The organism is Microbacterium sp. (genome assembly GCF_029263575.1).
In the GTDB taxonomy this organism is placed as follows: domain Bacteria; phylum Actinomycetota; class Actinomycetes; order Actinomycetales; family Microbacteriaceae; genus Microbacterium.
This window is the reverse complement of record NZ_JAJUFV010000079.1, coordinates 1-13748: the sequence shown is the minus strand read 5'-3', so window position 1 is coordinate 13748 and position 13748 is coordinate 1. Positions and strand designations below refer to the sequence as shown.

Sequence of the window (13748 nt, the reverse complement as noted above, 5' to 3'; positions counted from 1 at the left end):
GCGAAGAGTCACCGCTCTAGCGTACCCGGCGTGGCCCGGCGGGTTGCTTATGGGTGTGGATGCACGAGCGCGATCGCCGTCGCCGCGATCCCCTCGCCGCGTCCGGTGAAACCGAGCCCATCGGTGGTCGTGGCCGAGATGTTGACGCTCGCGCCGCCGAGCGCTGCTGACAGCGTCGACTCGGCTTCGGCCCGTCGCGCGCTGAAGCGCGGGCGATTGCCCTGAAACTGCACTGAGACGTTTCCGATCGCGAATTCTGCCTCCGAGAGGATCTCACGGGTGCGCGCGAGAAACACATCACCGTGCGCGCCGGCGTATTCCGGATGCGCCGTACCGAAGTGCTCGCCGATGTCGCCGAGCCCCGCCGCACCCAGCAGGGCGTCGACGATCGCGTGCGCGACGACATCACCGTCGGAGTGCCCGGATAGCGCTGGCTCTCCCGGCCAGGCGAGCCCGGCGAGCCACAGAGTTCCGTCGCCGCCGAAAGCGTGCACGTCGGTGCCGATTCCGACGCGGGGAATCACCGGCGACGATGTCACGAGCGGATGCTGCGGCGCGGCGGCATCCGTGAGCATGAGACGTGCGCGTTCCAGATCGGCGGGCGTCGTGATCTTGAACGCCCGCGCGGAGCCGGCTATGTGGCGCACGTCGTACCCCGCAGCGGCGAACAGGGCTGCGTCGTCGGTGTACTCCGCGCCCGACGACAGCGCCGCCGCGTAGGCGGCTTCCAGGGGCGCTCGGGGGAACCCCTGCGGCGTCTGCGCGGCGACGAGCTCGGAGCGATCGACACCCGCGACGACCTCCGACTCATGCACGCGTTTGATCGTGTCGATCACACTCAGCGCCGGGATCACACCGGCATCCGCGGTGACTGCGCCTGTGACCGCATCGATCTGCGACGGCGGCGTGAGCGCCCGTGCGGCATCATGCACGAGCACCGTCGTGATATCTCCCCACAGCGCGCCGAGCCCCGCGGCGACCGACTGCTGTCTGGTCTCGCCGCCGACGACGACGCGGCAGAGGTCCCGGCGATCACCCGCCGCGTCGAAAAGCTCTGTCTCCGCGTCTCCTTCGCGCCCTGCGGGCGCAACCACGATCACCTGCGCCGGGGCCGCCGCGAACACCCCGTCGAGCGCATGGCGCAGCACAGATCGCTCGTCGATGCCGACGAACGCCTTCGGAGCCGCGCCGCCGAGCCGGGTGCCAGAACCCGCTGCGACGACGATGATCGCCACAGTCGGCACAGGAAGAAGAGTCACAACGTCAGGCTATCGCGGCATGAGAAACGTCCTGCCGAATGGGAAACGTCGCAGAACAACGTTTCTCATGCAACAGGACGTTTTTCGCGGCCTTGTCACGCCGGGGACCGTATCGCGTCAGGAGGCGAGGACCTCGTCGAGCAGTGCTCCGGCCTTCTCTTCATCGCACTTCTCGGCCAGCGCGAGCTCGGAGATGAGAATCTGACGCGCCTTGGCGAGCATGCGCTTCTCTCCCGCCGACAGCCCGCGATCCTGATCGCGGCGCCACAGGTCGCGCACGACCTCGCTGACCTTGATGACATCACCGGAGGCAAGCTTCTCGACGTTTGCCTTGTACCGGCGCGACCAGTTGGTGGGCTCTTCTGTGAACGGCGCACGCAGCACCTCGAAGACGTTGTCGAGGCCCTCCTGGCCGATCACGTCGCGGACGCCGACCAGGTCGACGTTCTCAGCGGGTACCTCGATGATCAAGTCACCCTGGGTGACGTTGAGCTTCAGATACTTCTTTGTCTCGCCCTTGATGACGCGATCTTTGACCTCGATGATCATCGCGGCCCCGTGGTGCGGATAGACGACCGTTTCGCCAACCTCAAAAAGCATAAAATCGTGTCCTTTCGGCAACCTCCAGAATACCACAGGGAGTATGCACTAAGGTTTGCTCCCGCATGGTTTTCGAGTGCCTCCGCGGATACCCGTAGAATGGATGCGGATATCCCAAAGCTTCCCAGGAGGACCCGTGAAATCGCGCCTTGTTGCGTCTGCTGCCCTCAGCGCCCTTGTTCTGCTCGGCGCCACGGGATGCACCTTCATCACCCCGCAGTCGACCGAGATCGCCTACTCGGCCTCTGACGGCGTCAACATCGCTGACACCGAGGGTCCGCTCGAGGTGCGAAACGCCCTGGTCGTCGCAACAGAAGACGGCTCGACCGGCAATCTCGTCGCAGCCATCGTCAACCCGACCGAGCAGAGCGCGACGCTCACGGTCGAGATCGAGGGGCTTGCCCCCCTCACCGTCCGCGTCGGTGCCGGCGACACCCTGAGCCTGGGCTCCAACGCCGAGCCGGTGCTTATCGAGGGCCTCGATACGATGCCCGGCGCCACGGTCGAGATGTACTTCCAGTCCGGCGATGCCACCGGCGCCGCCGCCGACGTTCCCGTGCTCGATGGCACGCTCCCCTACTACGCCGATCTGGTTCCGACGCCGGTCGTCACCCCGGGCACGGTCGACGAGCCCGCGGCCTGAGCCACGCGGCACCCGATGAGGCCGGCACCCCACGGGGTGACCGGCCTCTCGTCGTCTGCGGCGGCGATCAGCCCTCGAAGCGATACCCGAGACCGCGAACGGTCACCAGCATGACGGGCTCACCCGGGTTCTCTTCGATGCGCGAGCGGATGCGCTTGATGTGCACGTCGAGCGTCTTGGTGTCGCCGAAATAGTCGCTGCCCCACACGCGATCGATGAGCTGACCTCGCGTGAGCACGCGCCCGGAGTTGCGCATGAGCACCTCGAGCAGCTCGAACTCCTTCAGCGGCATGTTGATCTCTTCGCCCGCGACCGTGACGGTGTGACGGTCGATGTCGAGCGAGACGCGGCCGCCGTCGAGCACACGCTCTTCAAGGTCGCTGTCGGCTTGGACGACACGACGCAGCACTGCCCGCATTCGAGCGAGCAGCTCGCGCGACGAGTACGGCTTGGTGATGTAGTCGTCCGCGCCGAGCTCGAGCCCGACGACGATGTCCACCTCCGAGTCCTTCGCCGTCAGCATGATGATCGGCACGGCCGAGGTCGTTCGAATCTGGCGGCAGACCTCGGTTCCGGGCATCCGCGGAAGCATGAGGTCGAGCAGGACGATGTCTGCGCCGCGCTCGTTGAAGGCGGTGACGGCATCGGGGCCATCCTCGGCGATCTCGACCTCGAACCCCTCCCTGCGCAGCAGGTAGGCGAGCGGGTCGGCGAGATCGGGCTCGTCCTCGACGAGAAGGATGCGGGTCATGCGTTCTCTCCGTTTCGGACGCGCGCGGTCGTCGCGGCCTTTGCCGCCTTCCGTGCGCGTTTCTTCTTCTTGCGCTCAGGGTCAGTGGCAGCAGGGGCCTCGATTCGCGGCAGCACCATCGTGAACGTCGATCCGCGACTGGGGCGCGACCACACACGCACCTCGCCGCCGTGACGCTGCGTGGCGTGCTTCACGATCGAGAGTCCGAGGCCGGTGCCTCCGGTACGGCGCGAGCGCGCTTCGTCCGCGCGGTAGAAGCGCTCGAAGATGCGCTCGCGGTCGGATTCGGCGATGCCGATGCCCTGGTCGGACACGGCGATCTCGACCGTCTCACCCTCGATCTTCACGCCCACGCCGACACGCGAACCGGCAGGTGAGTACACGATCGCGTTCGCGACCAAGTTGCCGACGGCCTCGACGAGGATCTGCGCATCACCGCGCACGTACGCGCCGCGGTCACCGCCCTTGACGAGCTCGACCGCCCCAGCCCCCGCTTCCACGGCGTGCGCTTCGATCGAAGCGGCGACGACCTCGTCGATCGGCACAGGATCGAAATCTGTGACCCCATCCGCTGCCTGCAGCCGCGACAGGCTCATGATGCGCCCCGTGAGCTGGCCCAGACGCGTGGCCTCCGCAGACAGACGTGAGGCGAAGACGCGCACCTGCGCCGGATCATCTGCCGCGGACGTGATCGCCTCAGCGAGCAGGCTCACTGCGCCCACCGGCGTCTTGAGCTCGTGGCTGGTGTTGGCGACGAAGTCGCGCCGAACCTGATCCAGCCTCTCCTGCTCTGTGACGTCGCGGATGATGAGCAGCGTCAGCTGCGCCCCCAGCAGGCTCGCCCTGGCCGATACCAGGCGGGGGTCGAGACTCACGCCCGGACGCGTCAGCCGCATGGTCTCGGTGGCGGATGCCGACGTCGAGCGGACTGTACGCACGAGCTGACGCAGCTCCTGGTTGTCGAGAACGGCTCCGACCTCGAGGCCGAAACGGGCCGCGGCCTGCGAAACGGCCAGGACCAGGCCGGATGCATCGATCACACAGGCGGCGTCGTCCATACTGTCGAGAACGTCCGTCGTTCCCGCCGGAACCGTGGTGGATGCCTCCTCCATGACCTTGGCGCGGGTGCGGTACGCCCAGACGATGAGCGCCACCAAGCCGCTGCCGATCACCAGACCAATGGCGAGGGCGATCAGCGCGATCTGCGTCGTGGTCATACGACCAGCGTAGAGCGCGTTTACCTCTTCTTCGGCCCGGGTGCGTGCCAGCACGGGAAGCAGAGAACTAGTATTCATGTACTGGGCACCGTCCGTTAACCTTCGACGAACACAATCGCTGAGGGCGTGCATACACCGCTACGCCCTCAATGATCGGCCGGATTCGCCCGAGCATCCGAACGAAAGGTTGCCCCGCTATGCGCGAAGTCTTCCACCAGTCCCTCGAGGAACTGCAGTCCCGTCTCGTGGAGATCGCCGACCTCGTCACGGTCTCCATCGACAAGGCAACCCGCGCCTTTGCGACCAGTGACGTCGCGCTCGCGGAAGAGGTCATCGCCGATGACGCCAAGATCGACGAGATGGCCGTCCAACTCGACGAGCAGGCCATCGAAATCCTCGCCCGTCAGCAGCCGGTCGCACGCGACCTGCGCATCGTCGTCTTCGCGCTCCGCGTGAGCGCGTCGCTGGAGCGCATGGGCGACATGTCTGAGCACATCGCCCAGCTCGCACGTCTGCGCTTCCCCGAGCGCGCTATTCCGAAGGGCCTCAAGAACACCTTCACCAAGATGGGTGAGCTGGACTCTGAGATCGCCCGCACGCTCACCGAGTTGCTGCGCACGCAGGATCTGCGCTTCGCCGACATCATCCGCAACTCAGATGATGAGGTCGACGAGCTGCACGCGAAGGTGTTCGAGAAGGTGCTCAGCGACAACTGGAAGGGCGAGGCCGGCGCGACCGTCGATGCCACGCTCGCCAGCCGGTACCACGAACGCTTCGCCGACCACGCGGTCGCGATCGCCAAGAAGGTCGTCTACCTCGCCACGGGCGACTGGGACATCGACGAGGACGACATCTCGCTCGCGCTCCAGGCGCAGGCGACGGATGCCGAGGGCACCGCGGACTCCGATCCGGCGTAACCCTCAGCCACGCGCGTCCTCAGCCTTGCCGAGACCCCGTCTTGGCATCGAGCCCCCGTCGTATTCACGTAAATACGACGGGGGCTCGGCGGTAAGACGGGGTCTCGGCGGAGGTTATTTCTTTCCCTGCGCAGCAACCGCGGCGGCGCCGGCGGCGGCGGCCTCGGGGTCGAGGTAGCGACCGGGAGCCGTGGGCACGTTGTTGTCGTCGAGTTCGTAGACCAGCGGGATGCCGGTGGGAATGTTGAGGCCGGCGATGTCCTCGTCGCTGATGCCTTCGAGGTGCTTCACCAGGCCGCGCAGCGAGTTGCCGTGCGCGGTCACGAGCACGGTCTTTCCGGCCTCGAGGTCGGGCACGATCGCGCTCTCCCAGTACGGCAGTAGACGATCGATGACGAGCTTGAGCGACTCCGTGCGCGGCACCTCGCCGTCGATGCCCGCGTAGCGGGGGTCGTTCACCTGGCTGAACTCGCTGTCATCGTCCAGCAGCGGCGGCGGCACGTCGAACGAACGGCGCCACAGCTGGAACTGCTCCGGCCCGAACTCTTCCAGCGTCTGCGCCTTGTCTTTGCCCTGCAGCGCACCGTAGTGGCGCTCGTTCAGCCGCCAGGAGCGGACGACGGGGATCCACAGGCGATCGGCCGCGTCGAGAGCGATATCCGCAGTCTGGATCGCACGGCTGAGCAGCGAGGTGTGCAGCACATCGGGCAGCAGACCGGATTCGGCGAGCAGCTCCCCGCCGCGGCGGGCCTCGCCCTTGCCCTTGTCGGTGAGTCGGACGTCGACCCAGCCGGTGAACAGGTTCAATTCGTTCCACTCGCTCTGGCCGTGGCGGAGCAGGATGAGAGTGCGCGTCATGCCCTCAGTCTATCGAGCGTGCTCTGCCGCGCACACGGGCGATGGGAGAATCGACTCATGGCGTCATCTCCTCTCGGACACCCCACCCGGGGCACCACGGGGACCAATCGTCTGCGCCGCAACGACCGCTGGATCGCGGCGAGCACGGCCTTCCGCCAGTCAGCCGATCCGCTCGCGATCGACCTGGGATACGGCGCCAGCGGTGTGACGGCGTTCGAGCTCGCCACGCGTCTGGCAGGCATACGAGCGGATGCCGAGGTCATCGGCTTCGAGCTCGACCCCGAGCGCGTGGCCGCCGCACGCGCGCAGCTCGACGACGTTCGCGCCGGCCTCACCCCGTTCGCCCCGGACGTGCGCGTCTCATTCGAGCGCGGTGGTTTCGAGGTGCCGCTTCGCGGCGAACGCCGAGCGGCGGTGATCAGGGCGATGAACGTGCTCCGCCAGTACGACGAAGCCGACGTTCCGGCGGCCTGGGCGTCGATGGCCGCTCGCCTGTCCGCAGATGGCCTTCTCGTCGAGGGCACGTGCGATGAGATCGGACGCATCGCGAGCTGGATCGACATCGACGCCACCGGCTCTCCCGTGCGCTTCACGATCTCGCTGCGGCTGTCGGGCCTGGAGCGACCGAGCATCGTCGCCGAACGGCTGCCGAAGGCTCTCATCCATCGCAATGTGCCCGGTGAGCGCATCCACGACCTGCTCGTCAGCCTCGATCGCGAATGGGATCGCGCCGCACCGCTGTCGACGTTCTCCGCGACGCAGCGCTTTCTCGCCGTCGCGGCCGCACTCAGACAGCAGGGTTGGCCGGTGCTCGGCACGCGCAGCCGTTGGCGCCTGGGCGAGCTCACCGTGCCGTGGTCGGCCGTCGCCCCGAAATAGCCGCGGGCTACGTCGAGCGCGGATCCTGCCCGGCCGGGCGACGCGACAGCCGCGTCAGCCGCGGCACGTCGGCGGTGGCCCCGGCATCTGCCGGGACGATCACCTGCTGAGCGGCGGCGATGTCGACGTCGCCGCTGCGCACGATCAGGTCTCCCGTCGCAGCCCGCCGCGACAGGATCGCCAGCGCGATCGGCCCGTCTTCGAAGTGTCGCGCGGCCGATGTGACATGGCCGACCTCGGCGTCTCCGGCGAATACCGGATCCCCCGGTGCGGGCAGAACATCGTCGCTGCCGTCGAGGTGCAGAGCCGCAAGCCGGCGGGGCGGATGCCCCAGATTGTGCACCTTGGCGACCGTCTCCTGCCCGCGATAGCAGCCTTTGCCCAGGTGCACGGCGCTGCGGATCCAATCGGACTCATGCGGCAGCGACCGCTCATCGACCTCCGTGGCCCACCGCGGACGCCACGCGGCGACACGGAGAGCCTCAGCGGCGAGCGCACCCGCGACATCGACGTCGGCGCTCTCGATGCGAGCGAGGAGGGGTGCCGAAGCATCCGTCTCGATAATCGCTACGTGCCAGGCGTAAGCGGCGCCGGGGTGGTCGGCGGTATCGGCATACTGGTGGCCGCCGGCCTGCACGGCAGTCCACGGATCGCTCCACACCAGCGGGGTGCCGTTCGGGGTGGCGGCGACCTTGCGCACGATCTGCTCCGCTGATCCGCCTGCGAAGCACCCCACCAGAGCGAGGTCGTCGCGGACGGTCACCGAGACGCGCGAGCGGAACACCATCCGCGTGAGCCAGGTTGCGAGGGGCTCGGCGTCTGCGGCATCCGCGATCAGCCATACTGTCGTGCCGTCTTCGAACACGGCGGCCGCATGCTCAACACGACCCTGCGGGTCAAGCACGAGAAGCTCGGTGCTCTCACCGGCGCTCAATCGGCTGAGCGCCTGCGAGGTGATCGAGTCCAACCAGGTCAACCGGTCTTCCCCGGTCACTTCGATGACGGTACGGTCCCCCAACGGCGCGATGGCACGGCCTGCGCGAAGGCTGCGCTGCTCGCGCACCGGATCACCGAAATGCAGAATCATGCTCTCATCGAGCACCGCACCCGCGCGTGCCGAGAATGCGTCACCGAGCGTAGCCATGCTCACACCTTCGCCAATCGCGCCGATGCGTGCGAGGCGAGCTCTCCTCCCAGAGCCGCGATGTCCCACGCCCACAGCAGGTGAGCGTCGACGAGGCCGTACATACGGCTCGCCGCACCGTACTCTTTGCCGCCGGCGCCGCGGACGATCGCGTCGGTGGCGATATCGACGCGCGGGCCGTTGATCTCACCGAGGTAGAGCTCAAGGGCGCCGTCAGAGTGCGCAACCGAGACCTCGAGGGGAAACCCGCCGGATGCGGCACGCAGCTCTTCCACGTCGTGCACGGTGAGCGCGGCGGCCTCCTCGCGCGGAGGCAACAGCGCCGGGCCCGCGTCGGCGGACGTGGCGGGGCGAGCGATACGCCAGAAGCCGGATTCGGCGACGAGCTGTCGCGACTGCTCACCGTCATCGGCGCTCATCCAGGCGTTCGCCGCGTAGTTCAGATAGCCACCGCCGTCGTGGCTGAAGCTCACGCGGTGCGTGAACTCCCCCGTGAAGCGGTGATCTGCCGCGCTGTACTCGATGACACCGGTGCCTTCCCAGACGCCGATCAGCCAGCTCAGCGGTGCCAGCTCGGCGGGAAGGTCGACGGGCAGCTCAATCATCGCTGTCGCCGATCGTGATCAGCGCTGGCCGCGGAACAGGTTCCACAGCACCGCACCCGAGACGAATGCGATCGCCAGGCTTGCCAGACCGAGGAGGCCGATGAAGAAGAATTCAAGCGCGACAAGATCCATGCGCCCAGTCTACCCCTCAGGCGCCAGCGGGCGTCAGGTCGGAATCAGCGCCGCGAGCGCGAAGCCCGCGGACACCATTCCCAGCAGCAGCAGAGCGCCCAGCACACTGGCCGCGATCCGCATGATGAACCCGGTCGTCTGCCCGTACCACAGCTGCACGGCGAACGACAGCAGCACGGCTCCGCCGAAACCGACGAGCAGCCACTGCACTCGCAGCTCTTCCGTCACGAAGATGCCGATCGCCACCGCCGCGATGAAGGCCGCGGCCCACACGATGACGACACCCCCGAAGGGATTGCGTGGCGCGAGAGCGGGTTCTGACATGCCCCCAATGTTACGCAGGTCACCCTGCGGATTGGCCGTCCGCTCATGGCGGAAGCGCCCGGCTGGGTATTATTGGCCCACGGCGTCGCATCGAGACGACGTCCAGGGAGGCTCTTCGCCCCCGGAAAGAACAAACGTGGCCCTGCTCCTCGTTCTCACCTCAGCTCCGACTTCGGAGCCGGTACTGCCCGCCCTGGAACTGCTCAGCCATCGCGTGCGTCAGATCGCAGCGGAACCGGCACAGCTCGTCAGCGCTCCTGAGTCCGACGTCGTCCTCGTCGACGGCCGTCACGACCTCGCCGGCGCGAAGTCACTGTGCAGGCTGCTGCACACGACAGGGCAAGACGCCCCCGTGCTGCTCGTCGTCACCGAGGGCGGAATGAGCGCGGTGTCCGGTGACTGGGCGATCGGTGACGTCATCGTTGACACTGCCGGGCCGGCAGAGACGGATGCCCGCATCCGCCTGGCCGTCGCCAGCAGCGAGATCGAAGCCGAGCCGGTGCGCGTGCAGGCCTCGGGCGTCACGATCGACGAGCAGTCATATTCCGCCAAGCTATACGGCAAACCGCTCGATCTCACCTATAAAGAGTTCCAGCTGCTGCATTTTCTCGCCACGCACCCCGCTCGTGTCTTCACCCGTGAGCAGCTGCTCAGCGAAGTGTGGGGATACGACTACTTCGGCGGCACACGAACCGTCGACGTGCATGTGCGACGGTTGCGCGCAAAGCTCGGCGATCATGAGCAGATCATCGGCACGGTGCGCAACGTCGGTTACCGGTTCAACATCTACGACGACGATCCACTCTCCTCCGCCACGATCTAGTTTCTCCGCGATCGTTAACGCACATGTCACCGTGCGGTGCCAAGATGTACTGCATGATCGATCCCGCTCTCGCAGATGCAGGGCTCGGTGACGCCGAGGACGACGACTTCGACGCCATCGAATCCCCCGACTCGCTGCTGCCCGACCACCGCTACCACGACCGTGAGATCAGCTGGCTGGCGTTCAACAAGCGTGTGCTCGAGCTGGCAGAGGACGCGAGCCTGCCGGAGCTGGAGAGATCGAACTTCCTGGCCATCTTCGCCAGCAACCTCGACGAGTTCTTCATGGTGCGTGTCGCGGGTCTCAAGCGCCGCATCCTCACCGGCCTCGCGGTGCCGACGAATGTCGGCCGCTCCCCCGCTGACGTGCTCGCCGACATCTCCAGCGAGGCGCACGCTCTGCAGCTGCGCCACGCGGCAGCCTGGACCGACCTCGTGCGCCCGGCGCTGGCCGACGCGGGCATCGAGATCACCGAGTGGGAGTCGCTCACCGACGCCGAACGATCGGCGCTGACGGAATACTTCCAGCTGCACGTCTTTCCCGTGCTCATGCCGCTCGCCGTCGACCCGGCGCATCCGTTCCCCTATATCTCGGGGTTGTCGTTGAACCTCGCGATCCGCATCCGCAACGCACGCACCGGCCGGCAGGAGTTCGCGCGCCTCAAGGTGCCGGCCATGATGCCGCGGCTGATCGAGGTGCCGGGAGCCGGCGAGATCGTGCGCTACCTGCCGCTCGAGGATCTGATCTCCAACCATCTCGGTGATCTCTTCCCTGGCATGGAGATACTTGATCACCACGCGTTCCGGCTGACCCGCAATGAAGACGTCGAGATCGAAGAAGACGAGAGCGAGAATCTCATCCAGGCGCTGGAGGCAGAGCTGCTGCGCCGCCGCTTCGGTCCGCCGATCCGGCTCGAGATCACCGACGACATGGATGATGTGACCCTCGACCTGCTGATCAAAGAGCTCGACATCACCGATCAAGAGGTCTATCGCCTGCCCAGCCCGCTTGACCTCCGCGGCCTGTTCTCGCTGTCGCGCGTCAACCGCCCCGATCTGCGCTACCCGCCGCACGTTCCGACGACGGCGGTGGCGTTCCAGCCGACCGGGTCGAGCAACCGCGCCGACATCTTCATGGCGATCGGCAAGCGCGACGTCCTCGTGCATCACCCGTACGAGTCGTTCGCGACGAGCGTCCAGGCCTTCCTGGAGCAGGCGGCCAGGGATCCGCACGTGCTCGCCATCAAGCAGACGCTGTACCGCACCTCGGGCGACAGCCCAATCATCCAGGCGCTGATCGACGCGGCCGAATCCGGCAAACAGGTGCTCGCGCTCGTCGAGGTGAAGGCCCGCTTCGACGAGGCGAACAACATCGTCTGGGCGCGCAAGCTCGAAAAGGCCGGCGTGCACGTCGTGTACGGGCTGGTCGGCCTCAAGACGCACTGCAAGCTCGCCCTCGTCATCCGCGAGGAAGACGGGATGCTGCGCCACTACTCCCATGTCGGCACCGGCAACTACAACCCGAAGACAAGTCGCGTCTACGAAGACTTCGGGCTCTTCACCGCCGACGCGCAGGTCGGAAAAGACCTGACCCGACTGTTCAACGAGCTCAGCGGCTACGCGATCGAGAAGAAGTTCAAGCGTCTGCTGGTCGCGCCCCTGCACCTGCGCAAGGGCCTGCTGCGGCAGATCGCCACCGAACGCAAGAACGCCGCCGACGGAAAACCGGCGCACATCCGCATCAAGGTCAACTCCCTCGTCGACGAGGAGATCATCGACGCGCTGTACCTGGCCAGCCAGGCCGGTGTGAAGGTCGACATCTGGGTGCGCGGCATCTGCAGCATCAAGGTCGGCCTGCCCGGCACGGGCGACAACATCACGGTGCGCAGCATTCTCGGCCGTTATCTCGAGCACTCCCGTATCTTCGCGTTCGAGAATGACGGCGACCCGCAGGTGTACATCGGAAGCGCCGACATGATGCATCGCAACCTCGACCGCCGCGTCGAAGCGCTCGTGCGCGTGACCGACCCCGATCATGTGAACGAGCTGCTGGCGTTCTTCGATCTCGCCTTGGACGACGGCACTATCTCGTGGCATCTTGGATCGGACGGCACCTGGCAGCGGCACGCTGTCGATGCCGAAGGAACACCGCTCATCGACCTCCAGGACGCAACGATGAATCAGATCCGACGCCGGCGCCGGAGGCGGACCGCCCGATGACGACGACGGCGCTGGGCGTGCGCGACGATACCGCGGTGTACGCGGCGGGAGCCGTCGTGTGGCGGCTCGTCGACGACAAGCTCTGCGTGCTGCTGATCCATCGCACCAAGTACCGCGACGTGACTCTACCCAAGGGCAAGGTCGACCCGGGCGAGATGCTTGCGCAGACCGCCGTGCGCGAGGTGCACGAAGAGACCGGCATCCGTGTCGATCTCGGCGTTCCGGTCGGCGTCAGCCGCTATTTCATGCGCCCGAAGCGTCAGAAGGTCGTGCACTACTGGGCCGCCGAGGCCACCGAACAGGCGATACGCGACTCGACGTTCGTACCCAACAAAGAGATCGCCGCTCTCGAGTGGGTGACCCTGAAGAAGGCACGCAAGATCCTCAGCTATCCGGTCGACCTGGAGATTCTCGACGAGTTCGAGCGGCTGGTCGACGACGGCGTGCTGCATACCTTTCCGATCATCGCGCTACGTCACGCCAAGGCCACACCGCGCTCTGGCTGGGACATGCCGGATGCTGCGCGAACCCTCACCGAACGGGGAAAGAAGCAGGCCAAGGCGATCGTCGCGCCTCTTCGCGCGTTCGGCGTGCGCAAGATCGTCTCCAGTGACGCCGTGCGATGCGTGCGCACAGTGACACCGCTGGCGAAGGCTCTCGATCGCAAGATCGTGCAGACCGAGCTGATCAGCCAGGATGCCTGGGAGTCGGGCTCCTCCGACGTGCGAACGATCGTCGGCAAGCGCGTCCGCGCACGCAAGCCTGCTGTGATCTGCAGTCACGGCCCGGTGCTGCCCGATATCCTCGCCGAGCTCGCACTCGCCACCGGCACCATGCAGGGCGCATACATCAGCAGCGCGTCCGCGCTCCAAGTCGGCGCTTTCTCGGTCGCGCACGTGTCGGCGACCAATCCGGGCTCGGGAATCATCTCGATCGAGACGCACATCCCGAAGATCTAACGCTTCTCTGGTCGTTCACCTCCCGTTTACCTGCTCGGGACATCCTCGTTAACCGCCGCGCTTAGCGTCACTGTGTGCCCTGCACCGGGCCTCAACCAACCACGATCGAAGGATCCACAGTGAAGATCTCCCGAATCGCTCGCATTGGCGCCATCGGCGCTGTTGCCGCTCTCGCCCTGGCCGGCTGCGCCGCAAACGAAGGCAACACCGGCGGCAACACCGACGAGTCCACCGACTCCACTCTCTCCGGCACGATCGACGCCACCGGCGCTTCGTCGCAGGCCGCCGCTCAGGAGGCTTGGGTCGCCGAGTTCCAGACCGCAAACCCCGACGTCACCGTGAACTACGAGCCCACCGGCTCCGGAACGGGTCGTGAGAACTTCCTCGAGGGCGGCAGCGTCTTCATCGGCTCCGACCG

General features: G+C 66.6%; 15 protein-coding genes. 7 read left to right on the top strand and 8 right to left on the bottom strand.

From position 1 onward, the window contains the following. Positions 1-47: 47 nt before the first annotated feature. A complete protein-coding gene (ispD, locus tag Q1J95_RS09460; RefSeq protein ID WP_300267265.1) occupies positions 48-1259 on the bottom strand; it encodes a 2-C-methyl-D-erythritol 4-phosphate cytidylyltransferase in 1212 nt (403 codons plus the stop codon). A 117-nt stretch (positions 1260-1376) separates the two neighbouring features. Further along, the gene (locus Q1J95_RS09455; protein ID WP_300267264.1) at positions 1377-1859 is read right to left on the bottom strand and encodes a CarD family transcriptional regulator; all 483 of its coding nucleotides are present in this window, start codon (positions 1857-1859) and stop codon (positions 1377-1379) included. Positions 1860-1995: 136 nt separating this feature from the next. Here Q1J95_RS09455 and Q1J95_RS09450 point away from each other — a divergent pair, with 136 nt between their 5' ends. Beyond that, complete coding sequence (locus Q1J95_RS09450) at positions 1996-2502, top strand: DNA modification methylase (protein WP_300267263.1); 507 nt, start codon at positions 1996-1998, stop codon at positions 2500-2502. A 67-nt stretch (positions 2503-2569) separates the two neighbouring features. On the opposite strand, the gene Q1J95_RS09445 is transcribed toward Q1J95_RS09450, so the two are convergent. Next, complete coding sequence (locus Q1J95_RS09445) at positions 2570-3253, bottom strand: response regulator transcription factor (protein ID WP_300267262.1); 684 nt, start codon at positions 3251-3253, stop codon at positions 2570-2572. After that, on the bottom strand, positions 3250-4470 hold the full coding sequence (locus Q1J95_RS09440; RefSeq protein ID WP_300267266.1) for an ATP-binding protein: 1221 nt from the start codon (positions 4468-4470) through the stop codon (positions 3250-3252). Before Q1J95_RS09440 ends, Q1J95_RS09445 begins: the two co-directional genes overlap by 4 nt. A gap of 197 nt (positions 4471-4667) precedes the next feature. Between Q1J95_RS09440 and phoU the strand changes: the two genes are divergently transcribed. After that, a complete protein-coding gene (gene phoU, locus Q1J95_RS09435) occupies positions 4668-5387 on the top strand; it encodes a phosphate signaling complex protein PhoU (RefSeq protein WP_300267261.1) in 720 nt (239 codons plus the stop codon). A gap of 114 nt (positions 5388-5501) precedes the next feature. Here phoU and Q1J95_RS09430 read toward each other — a convergent pair whose 3' ends face one another. Further along, complete coding sequence (locus Q1J95_RS09430; protein WP_300267260.1) at positions 5502-6245, bottom strand: phosphoglyceromutase; 744 nt, start codon at positions 6243-6245, stop codon at positions 5502-5504. A gap of 57 nt (positions 6246-6302) precedes the next feature. Here Q1J95_RS09430 and Q1J95_RS09425 point away from each other — a divergent pair, with 57 nt between their 5' ends. Then, positions 6303-7124 carry a class I SAM-dependent methyltransferase gene (locus tag Q1J95_RS09425; protein WP_300267259.1) on the top strand — a complete coding sequence of 274 codons (822 nt, stop codon included), beginning with the start codon at positions 6303-6305 and terminating at the stop codon, positions 7122-7124. Positions 7125-7131: 7 nt separating this feature from the next. Here the strand turns inward: Q1J95_RS09425 and Q1J95_RS09420 are convergent, their stop codons facing one another. The 3 genes from Q1J95_RS09420 to Q1J95_RS09410 all read right to left on the bottom strand — a co-directional run bounded on the left by Q1J95_RS09420 (position 7132) and on the right by Q1J95_RS09410 (position 9329). After that, a complete protein-coding gene (locus tag Q1J95_RS09420; RefSeq protein WP_300267258.1) occupies positions 7132-8268 on the bottom strand; it encodes a glycine cleavage T C-terminal barrel domain-containing protein in 1137 nt (378 codons plus the stop codon). A 2-nt stretch (positions 8269-8270) separates the two neighbouring features. Further along, a complete protein-coding gene (locus Q1J95_RS09415; protein ID WP_300267257.1) occupies positions 8271-8873 on the bottom strand; it encodes an FABP family protein in 603 nt (200 codons plus the stop codon). 165 nt (positions 8874-9038) lie between these two features. Further along, entirely contained in the window at positions 9039-9329 is a 291-nt protein-coding gene (locus tag Q1J95_RS09410) for a hypothetical protein (RefSeq protein ID WP_300267256.1), read from the bottom strand. A 136-nt stretch (positions 9330-9465) separates the two neighbouring features. Between Q1J95_RS09410 and Q1J95_RS09405 the strand changes: the two genes are divergently transcribed. The 4 genes from Q1J95_RS09405 to Q1J95_RS09390 all read left to right on the top strand — a co-directional run. Continuing rightward, the gene (locus Q1J95_RS09405; protein WP_300267255.1) at positions 9466-10152 is read left to right on the top strand and encodes a response regulator transcription factor; all 687 of its coding nucleotides are present in this window, start codon (positions 9466-9468) and stop codon (positions 10150-10152) included. 53 nt (positions 10153-10205) lie between these two features. After that, on the top strand, positions 10206-12371 hold the full coding sequence (locus Q1J95_RS09400) for an RNA degradosome polyphosphate kinase (RefSeq protein WP_300267254.1): 2166 nt from the start codon (positions 10206-10208) through the stop codon (positions 12369-12371). Then, complete coding sequence (locus Q1J95_RS09395) at positions 12368-13330, top strand: NUDIX domain-containing protein (protein WP_300267253.1); 963 nt, start codon at positions 12368-12370, stop codon at positions 13328-13330. Before Q1J95_RS09400 ends, Q1J95_RS09395 begins: the two co-directional genes overlap by 4 nt. 119 nt (positions 13331-13449) lie before the next feature. Then, a partial coding sequence (locus Q1J95_RS09390; RefSeq protein ID WP_300267252.1) for a substrate-binding domain-containing protein occupies positions 13450-13748 on the top strand: 299 nt, incomplete at its 3' end.

Coding starts and splice junctions, on each gene's coding strand:
- Q1J95_RS09430 (WP_300267260.1), bottom strand. CDS start 6,245: ATGACGCGCACTCTCATCCTGCTCCGCCACGGCCAGAGCGAGTGGAAC.
- Q1J95_RS09440 (WP_300267266.1), bottom strand. CDS start 4,470: ATGACCACGACGCAGATCGCGCTGATCGCCCTCGCCATTGGTCTGGTG.
- phoU (WP_300267261.1), top strand. CDS start 4,668: ATGCGCGAAGTCTTCCACCAGTCCCTCGAGGAACTGCAGTCCCGTCTC.
- Q1J95_RS09415 (WP_300267257.1), bottom strand. CDS start 8,873: ATGATTGAGCTGCCCGTCGACCTTCCCGCCGAGCTGGCACCGCTGAGC.
- Q1J95_RS09410 (WP_300267256.1), bottom strand. CDS start 9,329: ATGTCAGAACCCGCTCTCGCGCCACGCAATCCCTTCGGGGGTGTCGTC.
- Q1J95_RS09425 (WP_300267259.1), top strand. CDS start 6,303: ATGGCGTCATCTCCTCTCGGACACCCCACCCGGGGCACCACGGGGACC.
- Q1J95_RS09420 (WP_300267258.1), bottom strand. CDS start 8,268: ATGGCTACGCTCGGTGACGCATTCTCGGCACGCGCGGGTGCGGTGCTC.
- Q1J95_RS09455 (WP_300267264.1), bottom strand. CDS start 1,859: ATGCTTTTTGAGGTTGGCGAAACGGTCGTCTATCCGCACCACGGGGCC.
- Q1J95_RS09400 (WP_300267254.1), top strand. CDS start 10,206: ATGATCGATCCCGCTCTCGCAGATGCAGGGCTCGGTGACGCCGAGGAC.
- Q1J95_RS09395 (WP_300267253.1), top strand. CDS start 12,368: ATGACGACGACGGCGCTGGGCGTGCGCGACGATACCGCGGTGTACGCG.
- Q1J95_RS09445 (WP_300267262.1), bottom strand. CDS start 3,253: ATGACCCGCATCCTTCTCGTCGAGGACGAGCCCGATCTCGCCGACCCG.